Origin of the sequence: Pseudonocardia phyllosphaerae (assembly GCF_046546475.1) — a bacterium.
Classification (GTDB): domain Bacteria; phylum Actinomycetota; class Actinomycetes; order Mycobacteriales; family Pseudonocardiaceae; genus Pseudonocardia; species Pseudonocardia phyllosphaerae.
The window spans coordinates 130,874-144,941 of sequence record NZ_JBKGXS010000003.1 but is presented as its reverse complement, the minus strand read 5'-3'; the positions used below and the strand labels follow the sequence as shown (position 1 = coordinate 144,941).

The 14,068-nt window shown below is 72.9% G+C and carries 13 protein-coding genes, 1 tRNA gene and 1 other RNA gene; 10 read left to right on the top strand and 5 right to left on the bottom strand.

What is annotated here, in order from left to right; genetic code table 11:
* Positions 1–116 precede the first annotated feature (116 nt).
* On the bottom strand, positions 117–458 hold the full coding sequence (locus tag ACLE50_RS09135) for a YnfA family protein (protein WP_410943258.1): 342 nt from the start codon (positions 456–458) through the stop codon (positions 117–119).
* Between the two features lie 62 nt (positions 459–520).
* On the opposite strand from ACLE50_RS09135, the gene ACLE50_RS09130 reads away from it, so the two are divergent.
* A complete protein-coding gene (locus tag ACLE50_RS09130) occupies positions 521–838 on the top strand; it encodes a putative quinol monooxygenase (RefSeq protein ID WP_410942997.1) in 318 nt (105 codons plus the stop codon).
* Between the two features lie 118 nt (positions 839–956).
* Complete coding sequence (locus ACLE50_RS09125; protein WP_410942996.1) at positions 957–2,846, top strand: GAF domain-containing SpoIIE family protein phosphatase; 1,890 nt, start codon at positions 957–959, stop codon at positions 2,844–2,846.
* Between the two features lie 10 nt (positions 2,847–2,856).
* Here the strand turns inward: ACLE50_RS09125 and ACLE50_RS09120 are convergent, their stop codons facing one another.
* Complete coding sequence (locus ACLE50_RS09120) at positions 2,857–3,648, bottom strand: DUF418 domain-containing protein (protein ID WP_410942995.1); 792 nt, start codon at positions 3,646–3,648, stop codon at positions 2,857–2,859.
* A 170-nt stretch (positions 3,649–3,818) separates the two neighbouring features.
* Positions 3,819–3,906, bottom strand: a tRNA-Ser gene (locus ACLE50_RS09115).
* An 80-nt stretch (positions 3,907–3,986) separates the two neighbouring features.
* On the opposite strand from ACLE50_RS09115, the gene ffs reads away from it, so the two are divergent.
* Both ffs and ACLE50_RS09105 read left to right on the top strand, forming a co-directional pair.
* Positions 3,987–4,081: signal recognition particle sRNA small type (gene ffs, locus ACLE50_RS09110), an RNA gene on the top strand.
* A gap of 86 nt (positions 4,082–4,167) precedes the next feature.
* Positions 4,168–6,735 (top strand): DNA polymerase III subunit gamma and tau, encoded by a 2,568-nt coding sequence (locus ACLE50_RS09105; RefSeq protein ID WP_410942994.1) that lies wholly within the window; start codon positions 4,168–4,170, stop codon positions 6,733–6,735.
* A gap of 76 nt (positions 6,736–6,811) precedes the next feature.
* Here the strand turns inward: ACLE50_RS09105 and ACLE50_RS09100 are convergent, their stop codons facing one another.
* A complete protein-coding gene (locus ACLE50_RS09100; protein WP_410942993.1) occupies positions 6,812–7,603 on the bottom strand; it encodes an N-acetylmuramoyl-L-alanine amidase in 792 nt (263 codons plus the stop codon).
* Between the two features lie 140 nt (positions 7,604–7,743).
* Here ACLE50_RS09100 and ACLE50_RS09095 point away from each other — a divergent pair, with 140 nt between their 5' ends.
* Positions 7,744–8,058, top strand: a complete 315-nt coding sequence (locus tag ACLE50_RS09095; protein WP_410942992.1) for a YbaB/EbfC family nucleoid-associated protein — start codon at positions 7,744–7,746, stop codon at positions 8,056–8,058.
* Position 8,059: 1 nt separating this feature from the next.
* Positions 8,060–8,677 (top strand): recombination mediator RecR, encoded by a 618-nt coding sequence (gene recR, locus ACLE50_RS09090; protein WP_410942991.1) that lies wholly within the window; start codon positions 8,060–8,062, stop codon positions 8,675–8,677.
* Between the two features lie 197 nt (positions 8,678–8,874).
* Here the strand turns inward: recR and ACLE50_RS09085 are convergent, their stop codons facing one another.
* Positions 8,875–9,075: a hypothetical protein gene (locus tag ACLE50_RS09085; protein WP_410942990.1), complete on the bottom strand. Its 201-nt coding sequence runs from the start codon at positions 9,073–9,075 to the stop codon at positions 8,875–8,877.
* Positions 9,076–9,359: 284 nt separating this feature from the next.
* Here ACLE50_RS09085 and ACLE50_RS09080 point away from each other — a divergent pair, with 284 nt between their 5' ends.
* The 4 genes from ACLE50_RS09080 to ACLE50_RS09065 all read left to right on the top strand — a co-directional run bounded on the left by ACLE50_RS09080 (position 9,360) and on the right by ACLE50_RS09065 (position 14,065).
* Entirely contained in the window at positions 9,360–10,241 is an 882-nt protein-coding gene (locus ACLE50_RS09080) for a helix-turn-helix domain-containing protein (RefSeq protein WP_410942989.1), read from the top strand.
* A 150-nt stretch (positions 10,242–10,391) separates the two neighbouring features.
* Complete coding sequence (locus ACLE50_RS09075; RefSeq protein ID WP_410942988.1) at positions 10,392–12,065, top strand: ABC transporter substrate-binding protein; 1,674 nt, start codon at positions 10,392–10,394, stop codon at positions 12,063–12,065.
* Positions 12,066–12,137: 72 nt separating this feature from the next.
* The gene (locus tag ACLE50_RS09070; RefSeq protein WP_410942987.1) at positions 12,138–13,142 is read left to right on the top strand and encodes an ABC transporter permease; all 1,005 of its coding nucleotides are present in this window, start codon (positions 12,138–12,140) and stop codon (positions 13,140–13,142) included.
* The gene (locus tag ACLE50_RS09065; RefSeq protein WP_410942986.1) at positions 13,139–14,065 is read left to right on the top strand and encodes an ABC transporter permease; all 927 of its coding nucleotides are present in this window, start codon (positions 13,139–13,141) and stop codon (positions 14,063–14,065) included. Before ACLE50_RS09070 ends, ACLE50_RS09065 begins: the two co-directional genes overlap by 4 nt.
* The last annotated feature ends 3 nt before the right edge of the window (positions 14,066–14,068 follow it).

Genomic DNA, 14,068 nt, shown 5'->3' with positions numbered 1-14,068 from the left:
TCGCCGGGGCCGCCCGGGTGATTCCCGGCGACCGTGCAACCGTTTCTTCGGAGGGATCTCCGGAGGCGGTTCGGAAGTTTTCGAGAAGAAATCCAAATCTTACTGTGAGTGACGGATCACGGTGTCCCCGTGCGCGGGGCGTACATGATGAGCGCGACGCCGACGAGGCAGACCAGCGCTCCGGTCACGTCCCAGCGGTCCGGCCGGAAACCGTCGAGGGCCATGCCCCAGGCCAGCGAGCCGGCGACGAAGATCCCGCCGTAGGCCGCGAGGATCCGGCCGAAGTTCGCGTCGGGCTGCAGGGTGGCGACGAAGCCGTAGGCGCCGAGTGCGAGGACCCCGGCGCCGATCCACAGCCACCCGCGGTGCTCGCGGACGCCCTGCCAGACCAGCCAGGCGCCGCCGATCTCGCAGACCGCGGCGAGCAGGAACAGGACGACCGAACGCAGCACCGACATGCGCCCCATCGTCCGGGGCGGGGTCAAGCGGCGGCATCCTCCCTCCGGGAACCGGCGTCCCGATGAGTTCTGCCGTCCCGGCCGGTCCACCCTGCATGCTGATCATCGCCGGACATCTCGTCGTCGATCCTGCGGAGCGCGAGGGAATGCTCGCCGAGGGAGCCCGGGTCGTCACCCTGGCCCGCAGTGCCCCGGGCTGTCTCGACTTCTCGCTGACCGCCGACACCGTCGACCCGTCGCGTGTGGTCGTGCTGGAACGGTGGGAGAGCGAGACGGACCTGCTCGCGTTCCGCGGCTCCGGCCCGGACCCCGGCACGGCCGCGAAGATCCTCGACGCGGACGTGAAGCGGTACGAGATCGCGTCGGTGGGCGAGCCCTGAGCTGCGTCCGGGTGCGGGGATCCCGGTCCGCTACCCTCTGGACCCGATCTTCAACCGGCGTCGCCTCCGCCGGTCGACGTGTTCGTCGTCACGCACCGGACTCGCCTGGGAGAGGGCCATGGGAGATGCTCCGCCGGAGTTGCGCGAGGCCGGATCGCCGGCGGCCGGCCGTGGCTCGGACGTGCTGTGGGACCCGGACCGGCTGCGGGCGCTCGAGCTGACCGGGCTCGGTGCCCGGCCGGACGAGGAGATGGACCGGTTCGCCGCCTGGGTGCGCCGTGACCTGCAGGTCCCCACGGGGACGGTCTCGCTGGTCCGGGCCGAGCAGCAGGTGTACCCGGGGCTGGCCGGGGTGGACGAGCCGATGGCCTCCGAGCGGGCGACCGCGGTCGGGAACTCCTACTGCCGGCACGTGGTCGCCTCCGCAGAGCCGCTGGTGATGTCCGACGCCGCCACCGATCCCCGCGTCGAGGGCGACGAGCCCGCACTCCCGGTCGGCGCCTACGCGGGGTTCCCGCTCACCGACGCCGCCGGACACGTCCTCGGTGCGTTGTGCGCGGTCGACCCCCGCCCGCGCGAGTGGACCGAGGCGGACCTCGAGACCCTCGCCGACATCGCCCGGTGCTGCTCGACCGAGCTCCGCCTGCGCCTCGCCCGGTACGACCACGGTGTGCAGGAGGCGCAGCGTGCCGAGCTGGCCGAGGCCCAGCAGCGTGCCCACGACCGCAGCCGGAACCTGCTCCACGCCTCGCACGTCTTCTCCGCCGCGACCACGGTCCAGGAGGTGCACGCCGGGATCGACGACGTCCTGCGGCACGACCTGCGTCCCGACTACGCCGACACCCTGTTCCAGGACCAGCGCGGCCGCCTGCACCGCGCCGCCCTCGGCGCGGGCCTGCGCGCCGACCCGGCTCTCGGCGACGTCGACCTCCGGCCGGGGTGCGAGCTCGTCCCGCGTGACGCCGAGGTGCCGCTGACCGCCCGGCTGCCGGGGGTGATCGCCGTCCGGGAGAACCGGATCGTGCACGTCGTCGGCCGGGAGGACATGCGGGACTACCCGCCGGAGGCGCTCGCGATCGTCGAGGCGCTGGGCCTCGAGACCGTCGTGGCCGCTCCGATCCCCGGCGACGACGGGGCCGCCGGGTCGATCGTGCTCGGCTGGGACTCCGCCGACGCCGTCGACGCCTCCGACGTCCTCACCATCGCCACCATCGCCGGCTACGCCGGTCAGGCCCTCGCCCGCGCCCGGGCGTTCGCCCACCGCAGCACGGTCGCCCACCAGCTCCAGAACGCCCTGCTCACGGTCCTGCCCCGGCTCGACCGGCTCCCGATGGCGGCCCGCTACATCCCGGCGGACTCGCGGCTCAACGTCGGCGGCGACTGGTACGACGTCACCGTCGTCAGCCCGCCCGGGGGCACGGACGAGCGGTGCGTCTCGATCTCCGTCGGCGACGTCATCGGACACGACCTGCCCGCCGTCAATGTCATGGGCCAGGTCCGCTCGATGCTGCGCCAGGCGACGTGGGACCACCCGACGGGGGAGCCGTCGACGATCCTGAGCGCGTTCGAGCGGGCCGACGACGGGCTCGGGCTCGGGGCGGCCGGGACGGCGTTGCTGGCGCATCTGCACCGCCGCGACGACGGCCGCCTGCGCTTCGTCTGGAGCAACGCGGGGCATCCGCCGCCGATCCTGCTGCTGCCCGACGGCGGCACCGAGATCCTCGACGCCCACGACGTGCTGTTCGGGTTCTCGCTCACCGAGGAGTTCCCGCGCACCGACTACGAGCGGATCATCGACCCCGGGTCGACGCTGGTGCTCTACACCGACGGCCTCGTCGAGCGCCGCGGCAGCGATCTCGACGCCGGGACCGAGACGCTGGTCGCCGCGGTCGAGGCCGTCCGCGACCGCAGCCCGGCCGAGATCGTCGACGCGGCGATCGACATCGTCCAGGAGGAGCCGCAGGACGACGTCGTGGTCCTCGCGATCCGGTTCGACGACGGCGGCTGAGCGCGCAGGCTCAGACCATCCGTGCGGGCGACCACCAGGAGACGCTGCGCCACAACCACTCCACCGGCCCGTACCGGAAGCGGCGCAGCCACCACCGGCTGAGGACGACCTGGAGCGCCAGGATGGCGGCGGCCAGGGGCAGCACGAAGCGGTACCCGTCCGGGCCGGAGAACGCCGGGGTCGTGGTCAGCAGCAGGACCAGCAGCGTTGCCGAGAGGTAGTTGGTCAGTGCGAGGCGCCCGAGCGGGGCGAGCACCGAGCACACCCACGGTCCGGCGGGCGAGGCCGTCAGCAGGACGAGAGCGCTCGCGTAGCCGATGGCCATGACGAGCCCGGTGATCGAGGACACGCTGTCGAAGCCACTGTTCTCGATGGTGCCGACCTGGATGCTCAGCAGCGGCACCGACGCGACGACCGCCGCGGCGAGCACGGCTCCCCACACGGCCCGGTTCGGAGCCGCGATCGATCTGGGCAGGCCGTAGCGGGCAGCCGCGAGCCCCAGCAGGAAGAGCCCGGGGACCAGCAGCAGCCCGCCGCTGGTGAACGCGAGGGCCAGGCCCGTCGCCAGGGCTCCGCCGAGCGCGATCACCGCCCGCGGCAGCCAGGTGGCCGGGAGCAGGACGACGACGCCGACGATCGCGTACGGGAGCAGCGCCTCACCGGGCTGCAACAGCTGGTGGACCCCGCCGAGCACACCGAGTGCGAGCAGCCGGCGCAGCAGGACGATCCGCGGACGCGGAGTCCGGCGGGCGGCGCCGTCCAGGAACAGCGCGGTGCCGAGTCCGAACAGGAACGAGAACAACGGGAAGAAGCGCTGGTGTGCCGTGAGCTCGAGCCACTGGGGCAGGGCGCCGTGCCATGGTCCCGCGGCGGGCTCGAGCCCGGAGGCGCATGCCCATGACCCCGGGTGCCCGAAACGCCGAACGCCGGGGGCTCCGCGTGGGAGCCGCCCGGCGTTCTGCCTCTTCAGGCTGGCGGAGGATACGGGATTTGAACCCGTGAGGGATTGCTCCCAACACGCTTTCCAAGCGTGCGCCCTAGGCCACTAGGCGAATCCTCCGCGGAACAGAGTACGCGCCGGTCCCGCCGCTGCCGCACGCCCCCCTCCCGGCTCGGGCGCGCTCGCCGTGGCACACTGTCCGTGGACCCCGTGCGGCGTCCATCCTGTGAACTCCCCCAGGGCCGGAAGGCAGCAAGGGTCAGCAGGCTCTGGCGGGTGCGCGGGGTCCCCTTCATGTCCGGGTCCGGTCCCGGAGCTCCCCCTTCCCGCCGCCCCGGCTCGCGTCCATGACTGTCGGACCCCCTCGGTAGCCTCGGGGGCGTGGGACTGGCTCTGTACCGCAAGTACCGCCCGGCCAAGCTGGCCGACGTCGTGGGGCAGGAGCACGTCACCGAACCCCTGGCGACGGCGCTGGCCGCGGGCCGGATCAACCACGCGTACCTGTTCTCGGGTCCGCGGGGCTGCGGCAAGACGTCGTCGGCGCGGATCCTGGCCCGCTCGCTCAACTGCGTGCAGGGGCCGACACCGGATCCGTGCGGCGAGTGCTCGTCGTGCATCTCGCTGGCGCCCGAGGGGCCGGGCAACATCGACGTCGTCGAGCTGGACGCGGCGTCGCACGGCGGTGTCGAGGACGCCCGTGAGCTGCGGGACCGCGCGTTCTACGCGCCCGCGGAGTCGCGCTACCGCGTCTTCATCATCGACGAGGCCCACATGGTCACCAGCCAGGGCTTCAACGCGCTCCTGAAGATCGTCGAGGAGCCACCGGAGCACCTGGTCTTCGTGTTCGCGACGACCGAGCCGGAGAAGGTCCTCCCGACGATCCGGTCGCGGACCCACCACTACCCGTTCCGGCTGATCCCGCCGGGCACCATGCGCCAGCTCCTGGAGAAGATCTGCGGCGAGGAGGGCGTGTCCGTCGCGCCGCCGGTGTACCCGCTGGTCATCCGGGCCGGTGGGGGTTCCGCGCGGGACACGCTGTCGGTGCTCGACCAGCTGCTCGCCGGTGCCGGTCCGGAGGGCGTCACCTACGAGCGTGCGGTCGCGCTGCTCGGGGTCACCGACTCCGCCCTGATCGACGACGCGGTGGACGCCCTCGCCGCCGCCGACGGCGCGGCCGTCTACGGCGCGGTCGACCGCCTCGTCGAGGCCGGGCACGACCCGCGCCGCTTCGCCTCGGACCTGCTGCAGCGCTTCCGGGACATCACCCTGCTGCAGGCCGTGCCGGACGCAGCCGAGCAGGGCCTGGTCGACGGCGCCGAGGACGAGCTGGCCCGGATGGCCGACCAGGCCGCCCGGCTCGGGTCGGCCACGGTGACCCGCTACGGCGAGATCCTGCACCAGGGGCTGATCGACATGCGGGGCGCGACGGCCCCGCGGCTGCTGCTCGAGCTGCTCTGCGCTCGAATGCTGCTGCCCGCGGCGACGACGTCGGACGGCGGGATGCTGGAGCGGCTCGAGCGCATCGAGCGGCGCAACGCCATCGCCCCGGAGTCCGGCGCCGGTGACTCCGGTGACGGCGGAGGGCGCCGGTTCGTCCGGCCGAGCGAGCGCGCGAGCGCCCCGGCCGCCGAGAGCGCCGCCCCGGCCCCGGAGGCTCCGGCCGCCCGTCCCGAGCGCCCCGCGGAGCAGGCCCCTGCCGTTCCGGAGCCGACAGCACGCCGGGACGAGCAGCCGGAGGCCCGTGAGCCGGAACCGGCCCGCACCGACGCCACCGGTGCCGACCCCGCCGTCCGAGCCGACGACCACGCGGCCCGGGACGCGGAGCCCCGGCCGGCCGAGGCAGGCGCGGCCGGCGACGCCGTCGGCCACGCCGCTGCGGCCGCGGCGCCCACCGCCGGCGCGCCCCCCGCCGAGGCCCCTGCCACCGATGCATCCGCCGCGGCTGCATCCGCCGACGCCGACGCGCCGACCGGCACCGCCGACCGCCCGGCTGCTGACCGCCCGGCCGCTGACCGCTCCGCCGCCGAGCGTCCGGCCCCCGACGGACCGGCCGCCGACCGCAGGCCCGAGGGACGCCCGGAGTTCGTCCGGCCCAGCGACCGTGAACGCCCGCAGCAGCCCGCCGGGAGTGACGCCCGTCCCGAGGCAAGCCCGGAACACCAGGACCGTCCCGCCCCGGCTGGTCCCGCGACCGCGGAGCGGCCCGGCGGCGCGGAGAGCGACACCGGGCACCCGGCCCCGCCGCGCGACGGTGCCCCGGCCGACGCGGCACCGCCGTCGTCGGCCCAGCCGGCCCCCGCGACGTCGTCGCTGGACGCCACCGCGGTCCGGCGGGTCTGGCCGGAGATCCTCGCCGCGGTGCGTCAGCGCAGTCGTAGTACCGAGGCGTTGCTGGCCAACGCGACCGTCCGCGCCGTCGACGGCGACGTGCTCGTCCTGACGATCGCCGCACCGCCGCTGGCCCGGCGGCTGTCCGAGCCGCGGAACACCGACGTCGTGAGCGAGGCGCTGCACGCCGTGCTCGGCGTCCGGTGGCAGGTCCGCTGCGACCAGGGCGACGCCGGCGGCACCCGTGCGCGTCCGCCCGAGCAGCGTCAGCAGAAGCCGCCGCTGCAGCGGCCGTCCGAGCGGCGGGCGCCGCAGCGGCCGTCGCAGCAGGGCCGGCAGGGCGGGGAGAACCGCGGATCCGGCGGGGACGGCATCCCGCTGCCGCCCGAGCCGCCGCCGGAGGATGCGCCACCGGACCCCCACGGTGACGACGGCAGCCGGTCGGCGGCCGGCCCGCAGCGACCGCGCACGAAGAAGGACGAGGCCGCCGACGAGGAGGCCATGCTCGCCGAGGCGGCGGCCGAGTCGGCCGCACCCGGTGAGCGTCGCGACCCCGAGGCGGCGGCCATCGAGCTGCTGTCGGCCCAGCTCGGGGCCAAGGCGCTCGACCAGCGGCGCTGATCCCGGCCGCGGGCGGACGAGCAGCTCAGCGGCGCGAGACGGGAGCGGGTGGGGCCGGGCGTCGGAGCAGTGCCGCTCAGCGGCCCAGGTAGCGCAGCACCCCGGCGGCGACGGCGGCGGCGTAGCGGTCCCGGCCGGCGGGGGAGGACACCAGCCGGGCCTCCGCCGCGTTGCGCATGTTGGCCGCCTCCACCAGCGCCGTCGGGACGTGCGAGGTGTTGAGCCCGGCGAGGTCGGGGCGCCCGTCGAGGCCACCGTGGCCCCGATAGTCCGACGGAGCGAAACGGGCGCCGCGCAGGGCGTCGCGCAGCGTCGTCGCGAGCTTCTGCGACCGCTCCCCGCCGCGCACGGCCGGGTCGGCGTAGATCACGTGGAAGCCGTGACCGGACGGCGCGGCGCCGTCGGCGTGCAGCGAGACCGCCAGCGCGGCACCGGCCTTCGTCGCGGCCGCTCCGCGCTCGTTCACACACGGCCCGACTCCGGTGTCGTTCGGCCGGGTCATGACGACGCGGACCCCCGCCTTCTGCAGCCGCGCCTGCACCCGCTTCGCCACGTCCCAATTGAACGCGTGCTCGGTGTAGCCGGCGGCGGTCGACGTGCCGGTGGTGTTGCAGGCCTTCGTGCCACCCCGACCGTCCGGGACCTGGCGGTTGATCTCCTTCGAGTGCGCCGCGTTGCCGCCGTTGTGCCCCGGGTCGAGCAGCACGACCGGCGGGGCGGGTGCGGCAGGCGCGGCGGCGGCCGTCGGGGCCACCGCGGCATCCCCGGTGGGAGCGGCGCCGGAGGCCGTCGTGGCCCCCACGGCGCAGGCGGCGGTGAGCGCGACGGCGGACAGCGTGACGGCGGCATGACGGAGCGGGTCGACCACGGTTCGGGAGCCTGACACGGTTACCCTGGCAAAGGAGACGACCGCTCCGCCGTGTCGGGGATCGACCCCGATCGCGGTACGCGGAGGCGGCCGAGCAGGAGAGCGAGGGGTACGCGGTGCAACCCGGCGGACAGCCCGACATGCAGATGATCCTCCAGCAGGCCCAGAAGATGCAGCAGCAGCTGCAGGAGGCCCAGGCCGAGCTGGCCGATGCCGAGGTGACCGGCCAGGCCGGCAACGGCCTCGTCGAGGTGACGGTGACCGCGGGCCTCGAGCCCCGCGGCGTGAAGATCGACCCGAAGGTCGTCGACCCCGAGGACGTCGAGACCCTGCAGGACCTCGTCGCCGGTGCCCTCGGCGACGCCGTCAGCAAGGCGCAGGAACTCCAGCAGCAGAAGATGGGCCCGCTCGCGGGCGGCCTCGACATGGGCGGCATGGGCCTCCCGGGCGCCTGAGGTGTTCGAAGGGCCGGTCCAGGACCTGATCGACGAGCTCGGCCGGCTGCCGGGCGTCGGGCCGAAGAGCGCCCAGCGCATCGCGTTCCACCTGCTCGCGGCGGACGCTGCGGACATCGCACGGCTGCAGGAGGTCCTGCAGACGGTCAAGCAGGGCGTCTCGTTCTGCGAGATCTGCGGCAACGTCGCCGCGGGTACCCGCTGCCGGTACTGCTCCGACGCGCGACGTGACCCCTCGCTGGTCTGCGTCGTCGAGGAGCCGAAGGACGTGCTCGCCGTCGAGCGGACCCGCGAGTTCAAGGGCCGCTACCACGTCCTGGGCGGGGCGCTGGATCCGCTGGCCGGTGTCGGACCGGACACGCTGCGGATCCGTGAGCTGCTCGCGCGCCTGGGCGGGACCGGACCGGCCCCGGACGAGACCGCGATCTCCGAGGTCATCATCGCCACCGACCCCAACACCGAGGGCGAGGCGACGGCGACGTACCTGGTCCGGCTGCTGCGCGACTTCCCGGGGCTGACCGTGACGCGGCTGGCGTCCGGCCTGCCGATGGGCGGCGACCTCGAGTTCGCCGACGAGATGACGCTCGGCCGCGCGCTGGCGGGCCGCCGCTCCCTGTGATCCGGCTCCGGGCGCTGTTGCGGTCCCGGAACGAACGAAGGCCGGTCGCACCGGGCGTGCTGCCCCGGTCGTGACCGGCCCTGCTGTACTGCTGCGGCACACCGACCCCCCGTCGTCGTGCCGCCTTCCTCCCGGCAGACCGGGCTCGTGCTCTCCTCGCCGGAGGCGTCTAGTCCGTGTCGTCTAGTCCGTGTCGTCTAGTCGGTGTCCTCGTCGGACCAGGACTCGACGGGGCCGCTCCGGCGGGACTCGCGGTTCCTGCGCTCCCAGTTGCGGCGGCGTTCCTCGGCGATGTCCCGCCAGGCCCTGCGCTGGGCCGACTCGGTCACCCCGATCACCACCGCGGTCAGGATCAGGAACAGCACTCCCGCGATGATCGGCGTCAGCAGGTCGGTCATGGTGACCACCGCCCCGGGTGGCCGAGCTCGGAAGCCCCGTGTCGTGCAGTGCGGATCATGTCGTTCTCCTCTCTCTTCCCTCGTCGTTCTCCTCCCGGTTGCCGCCGTGCCGTGTGCCGGCCGTCACGTCCGGGCACCTCCAGCATGCAGGACCCCACACCCTCGTGCAATTGCGAATCAGATGAAATTTGCACGCCGCGAGGGATTGCACGCACGCCTCGATCACGGTGCACTGGGTGCGGTCCCGCGTTCCGCGCGGGGCGTGATCGGCGCGGGAGGACGAGGTGGAGCAGGAGCCCACCGGAGCGCGACGACGGCTCGGCGCGGAGCTGCGTCGGCTGCGGGTCAAGGCGGGCCTGAAGCTGGAGGACGCCGCGGCCGCGCTCGCGTGTTCGGCGTCGAAGATCAGCAGGCTGGAGAACGGCAAGGGCGCCCCCCGCCGGGACGACGTCGACGCCCTGCTCGAGGTCTACGGCGGTGCGGCCGAGGTCGAGCGGGAGATGCTGCACCGGCTCGTCCTGCAGAGCCGGACCCGCGGCTGGTGGGAGCCCTACACCGAAGGACTGCGCACGGAGCGTTACGTCCTGCCGTCGCCCGGGCGCTACACGGCGGTCGAGACCGACGCGACGCACATCGACGCGTTCGACCTGACGGTCCTGCACGGACTGCTCCAGACGCCGGCCTACGCCCGCGCCGTCCTGCATGCCAGGTTGACCGGCCGCCGAGACTGGGAGATCGATCAGCTCGTCCAGCTGCGCCGACGCCGGATCGAGGCGCTCACCGCCAACCCGCCGCTACGGCTGCGCTCGGTGATCGACGAGGGGGTGCTGGCCCGGGCCACCGGCGGCCCGGAGGTGATGGCCGAGCAGCTGGACCGGCTGCTGGACCTCGACCGGCTGCCGACGGTGAACCTGCTGGTCCTGCCGTTCTCAGCCGGCATCGTGCGGGCCCACACCGCGCGGGTCGCGGTGCTGGACATCCCGGACGAGCTGGGGTCGGACCTGGTGCACACCGAGGGTCACGCGGGGGAGTCGTTCCTCGACGGCGCCGAGGACATCGCGACCTACCGCGGGGTGCTCGCCGACGCCCGCGCCGCCGCGCTCAACCCCGACGAATCGTACGAAATCATCGCTGCGTACCGGGACCGTCACCGCGCGTCGACCTGACCGGTACGACCGTGCCGGAATTTCCGCATTCGTGATCCAGAGATCTACCCATTGGTAACGGAGCGCTATAGGTTCATGCGCTATCCGGACGTGGTCCCGCACACACATCGGGCGTGCGTCCTCCCCGGCTGACCAGTGAGGGACAGAGACATGACCACAGGACGGGTACTCGCTCGGCGGTGGACCACCGCCGTCATGGCGGGGCTGCTCGCCGTGTCGATGACGGCGTGCGCGTCGTCCGAGCGCGGCTCCGACGGCGGCGGCGAGGCGGGTGGCAGCTTCGTCTTCGGTGCGGCCGGTGCGCCGAAGAACTTCGACCCGATCTTCAACGACGACGGCGAGAGCTTCCGCCCCGCCCGTCAGATGTACGACACCCTGATCACCTACGCCCCGGGCACCACCGACCTGGCACCCGGCCTGGCGACCAAGTGGGAGTCGACCCCGGACGGCAAGACCTGGACGTTCGACCTGCGCCAGGGCGTGAAGTTCCACGACGGCACCCCGTTCGACGCGGCCGCGGTCTGTGCGAACTTCGATCGCTGGTTCAACATGTCCGGCGCCGCGGCCCAGAGCCAGATGATCTACTACGGCGACGTCTTCGGCGGCTTCAAGAAGAACGAGGGCGACGCCTCCGGCAAGCCGGTCTACAAGTCCTGCACCGCGAAGAACCCGACCACCGCGGTGCTCTCGCTGAACGAGTACAAGGGCGCCTTCCCGGCCGCGTTCGGCCTGACCTCGTTCTCGATCTCCAGTCCCGAGGCGCTCAAGAAGTACGACGCCGACAAGGTGACCCAGAGCGGCGACTCGTTCACCTACCCGGCCTACGCAACCGAGCACCCGACCGGCACCGGGCCGTACAAGTTCGAGAGCTTCGACAAGGCCGACAACACGATCACCCTGGTCCGCAACGACGACTACTGGGGCGAGAAGGCCAAGACCGCGAAGCTGATCTTCAAGATCATCCCGGACGAGAACGCGCGTAAGCAGGAGCTCGCCGCCGGCACCATCGACGGCTACGACTACCCCTCGCCCGCGGACTACCAGTCGCTCAAGGACCAGGGCGACCAGGTGCTGATCCGGGACCCGTTCTCGCTGCTCTACCTGGGTATCAACACCAAGAACAACCCGAAGCTGAAGGACCTGCGGGTCCGTCAGGCCATCGCCTACGCGATCGACCGCGAGTCGCTGGTGCGCACCAAGATGCCCGAGGGCTCCTCGGTGGCGAACGAGTTCGTCCCGCCGACGGTCTCCGGCTACACCGACAACGTCACCAAGTACCCGTACGACCCGGCCAAGGCCAAGCAGCTGCTCGCCGCCGCGGGTGCCTCGGACCTGACGCTGAACTTCTACTACCCGACCGAGATCACCCGGCCCTACATGCCGAACCCGTCCGACCTGTTCGCCGCGATGTCGGCGAACCTGCAGGCCGCGGGGATCAAGGTCAACCCGGTCGCGAAGCCGTGGAACGGCGGCTACAAGGACGACGTCCAGAAGGCAGGCAAGCACGACATCCACCTGCTCGGCTGGACCGGTGACTACAACGACGCAGGCAACTTCGTCGGCACGTTCTTCGGCCGGCAGAAGGCCGAGTTCGGGCCGCAGGACGCGGCGATGTTCGCCGAGCTCGCGAAGGCCGACGCGACCCCGGACCCGGAGGCGCACAAGAAGGCATACGAGAAGGCCAACGCCGACATCATGGGCAAGTACCTGCCCGCGGTCCCGATCCTGACCACCGGCCCGGCGATCGTCGTCGGCGGGAACGTGAAGGGCCTCGTCCCCTCCCCGCTGACCGACGAGCGCTTCGCCACCGTCACCAAGAACTGATCACGAACCGGGCGCCGCGGCGATCCCGCGGCGCCCGGTCGCGTTCTCTCCCACCACAGAGGGGTTCGACGCATGCTGCGCTTCGTCGTGCGCCGCCTGCTCCAGGTGATCCCGACGTTGCTGATCCTGTCCGTGCTGTTGTTCGCCTGGCTGCGCTCGCTGCCCGGCGGACCGGCCGGCGCACTGCTCGGCGACAAGGCCACCCCGGAGTCGATCGCGGCGCTCAACCGCACGCTGGGCCTGGACCAACCGGTCTGGATCCAGTACCTGCGCTACCTGGGCCGGGCACTCACCGGCGACTTCGGCTCCTCGCTGGTCACCGGTGACCCGGTGCTCGGCGAGCTGGGCCGCGCACTGCCCGGCACCATCGAGCTCTCGGTCGTCGCGCTGCTGATCGCGGTCGGCCTGGGCATCCCGCTCGGCTACCTGGCCGCCCGCAGCCACGGGCGGATCTGGGACAACGTCACGATCATCGGCACGCTGGTCGGCGTCGCGGTCCCGGTGTTCTTCCTGGGCTACGTGCTCAAGCAGCTCCTCGCCGTCGACCTGGGCTGGTTCCCGCCGTCGGGCCTGCAGGCCACCGACATCGACGCCACCTCGGTCACCGGGTTCCCGACCCTGGACGGGCTGCTCACCCGCGAGTTCGACGCCAGCTGGGACTCGCTGATGCACCTGGTGCTGCCCGCGGTCACCCTGGCGACGATCCCGCTCGCGGTGATCGTGCGGATCACCCGGGCCTCGGTGCTCGACGTGCTCGGCTCCGACTTCGTCCGTACCGCCAACGCCAAGGGCCTCGCGACGGCGACGGTGCGCGACCGGCACGTGCTGCGCAACGCGCTGCTGCCGGTCGCGACCACGATCGGCCTGCAGACCGGCCTGCTGCTCGCCGGCGCGGTGCTCACCGAGAAGGTGTTCAACCGCCCCGGCATCGGCACGCTGATCGCCGAGGGCATCGAGCGCCGCGACTACCCGCGGCTGCAGGCCGTGGTGCTGCTCGGCGCCCTGATCTACGTGCTGGTCAACCTGCTGGTCGACCTGTCCTACGCGGTCATCGACCCGAGGGTGAGGCTGAAGTGAGCGCCCCGACGACGTGGGCGCAGCGCCGCCGCGACAAGGTCGACGACACCGCGGGCCGGAGCCTGTCCGCCGACGCGTTCCGCAGGCTGCGCCGCAGCCCGACCGCGATCGTCGGCGCGGTGATCATCGCGGTCTTCGTGCTGGTCTCCGTGCTCTCCCCGCTGCTCGCCCCGCACGACCCGGGCCAGGCGTTCCCGCAGCTGCTCGACCAGCTGCGCCCCGGCGCGATCCCCGGTCCGCAGGACGGGTTCCCGCTCGGCAGCGACCAGAACGGCCGCGACGAGTTCTCCCGGATGATCCTGGCCTCGCGGCAGACGCTGCTGGTCGGCGTGCTCGCGACGGTGTTCGGTCTCGCCGCCGGTGTCGCCATCGGTGCGGTGGCGGGCGCGTTCGGCGGCTGGGTGGACACCGTGCTGATGCGCGTCACCGACGTGCTGCTGTCGATCCCGTCGCTGCTGCTGGCGATCTCGGTCGCCGCCCTCGCGGCGAAGCCCAGCCAGACGACGGTCATCATCGCCGTCGCGCTGGTGAACGTGCCGATCTTCGCCCGGCTGCTGCGCGGCTCCATGCTCGCCCAGCGCGAGTCCGACCACGTGCTCGCGGCGACCGCACTGGGCGTCAAGAGGGTGCCGATCGTGTTGCGGCACATGCTGCCGAACGCGATCGGCCCGGTGATCGTGCAGGCCACCCTGACCCTGGCGACCTCGATCCTCGACGCCGCCGCGCTGTCGTTCCTGGGTCTGGGCGACGCCGACCCGGCGCGCGCGGAGTGGGGCCTGATGCTCGCCGCCGCCCAGCCCTACCTCGACGTCCGGCCCGGCCTGGCCGTGTACCCGGCGATCGCGATCATCATCGTCGCGCTCGGGTTCACGCTGCTGGGCGAGTCGCTGCGCGAGGCACTCGACCCGAAGGGGCGCCGATGAGTA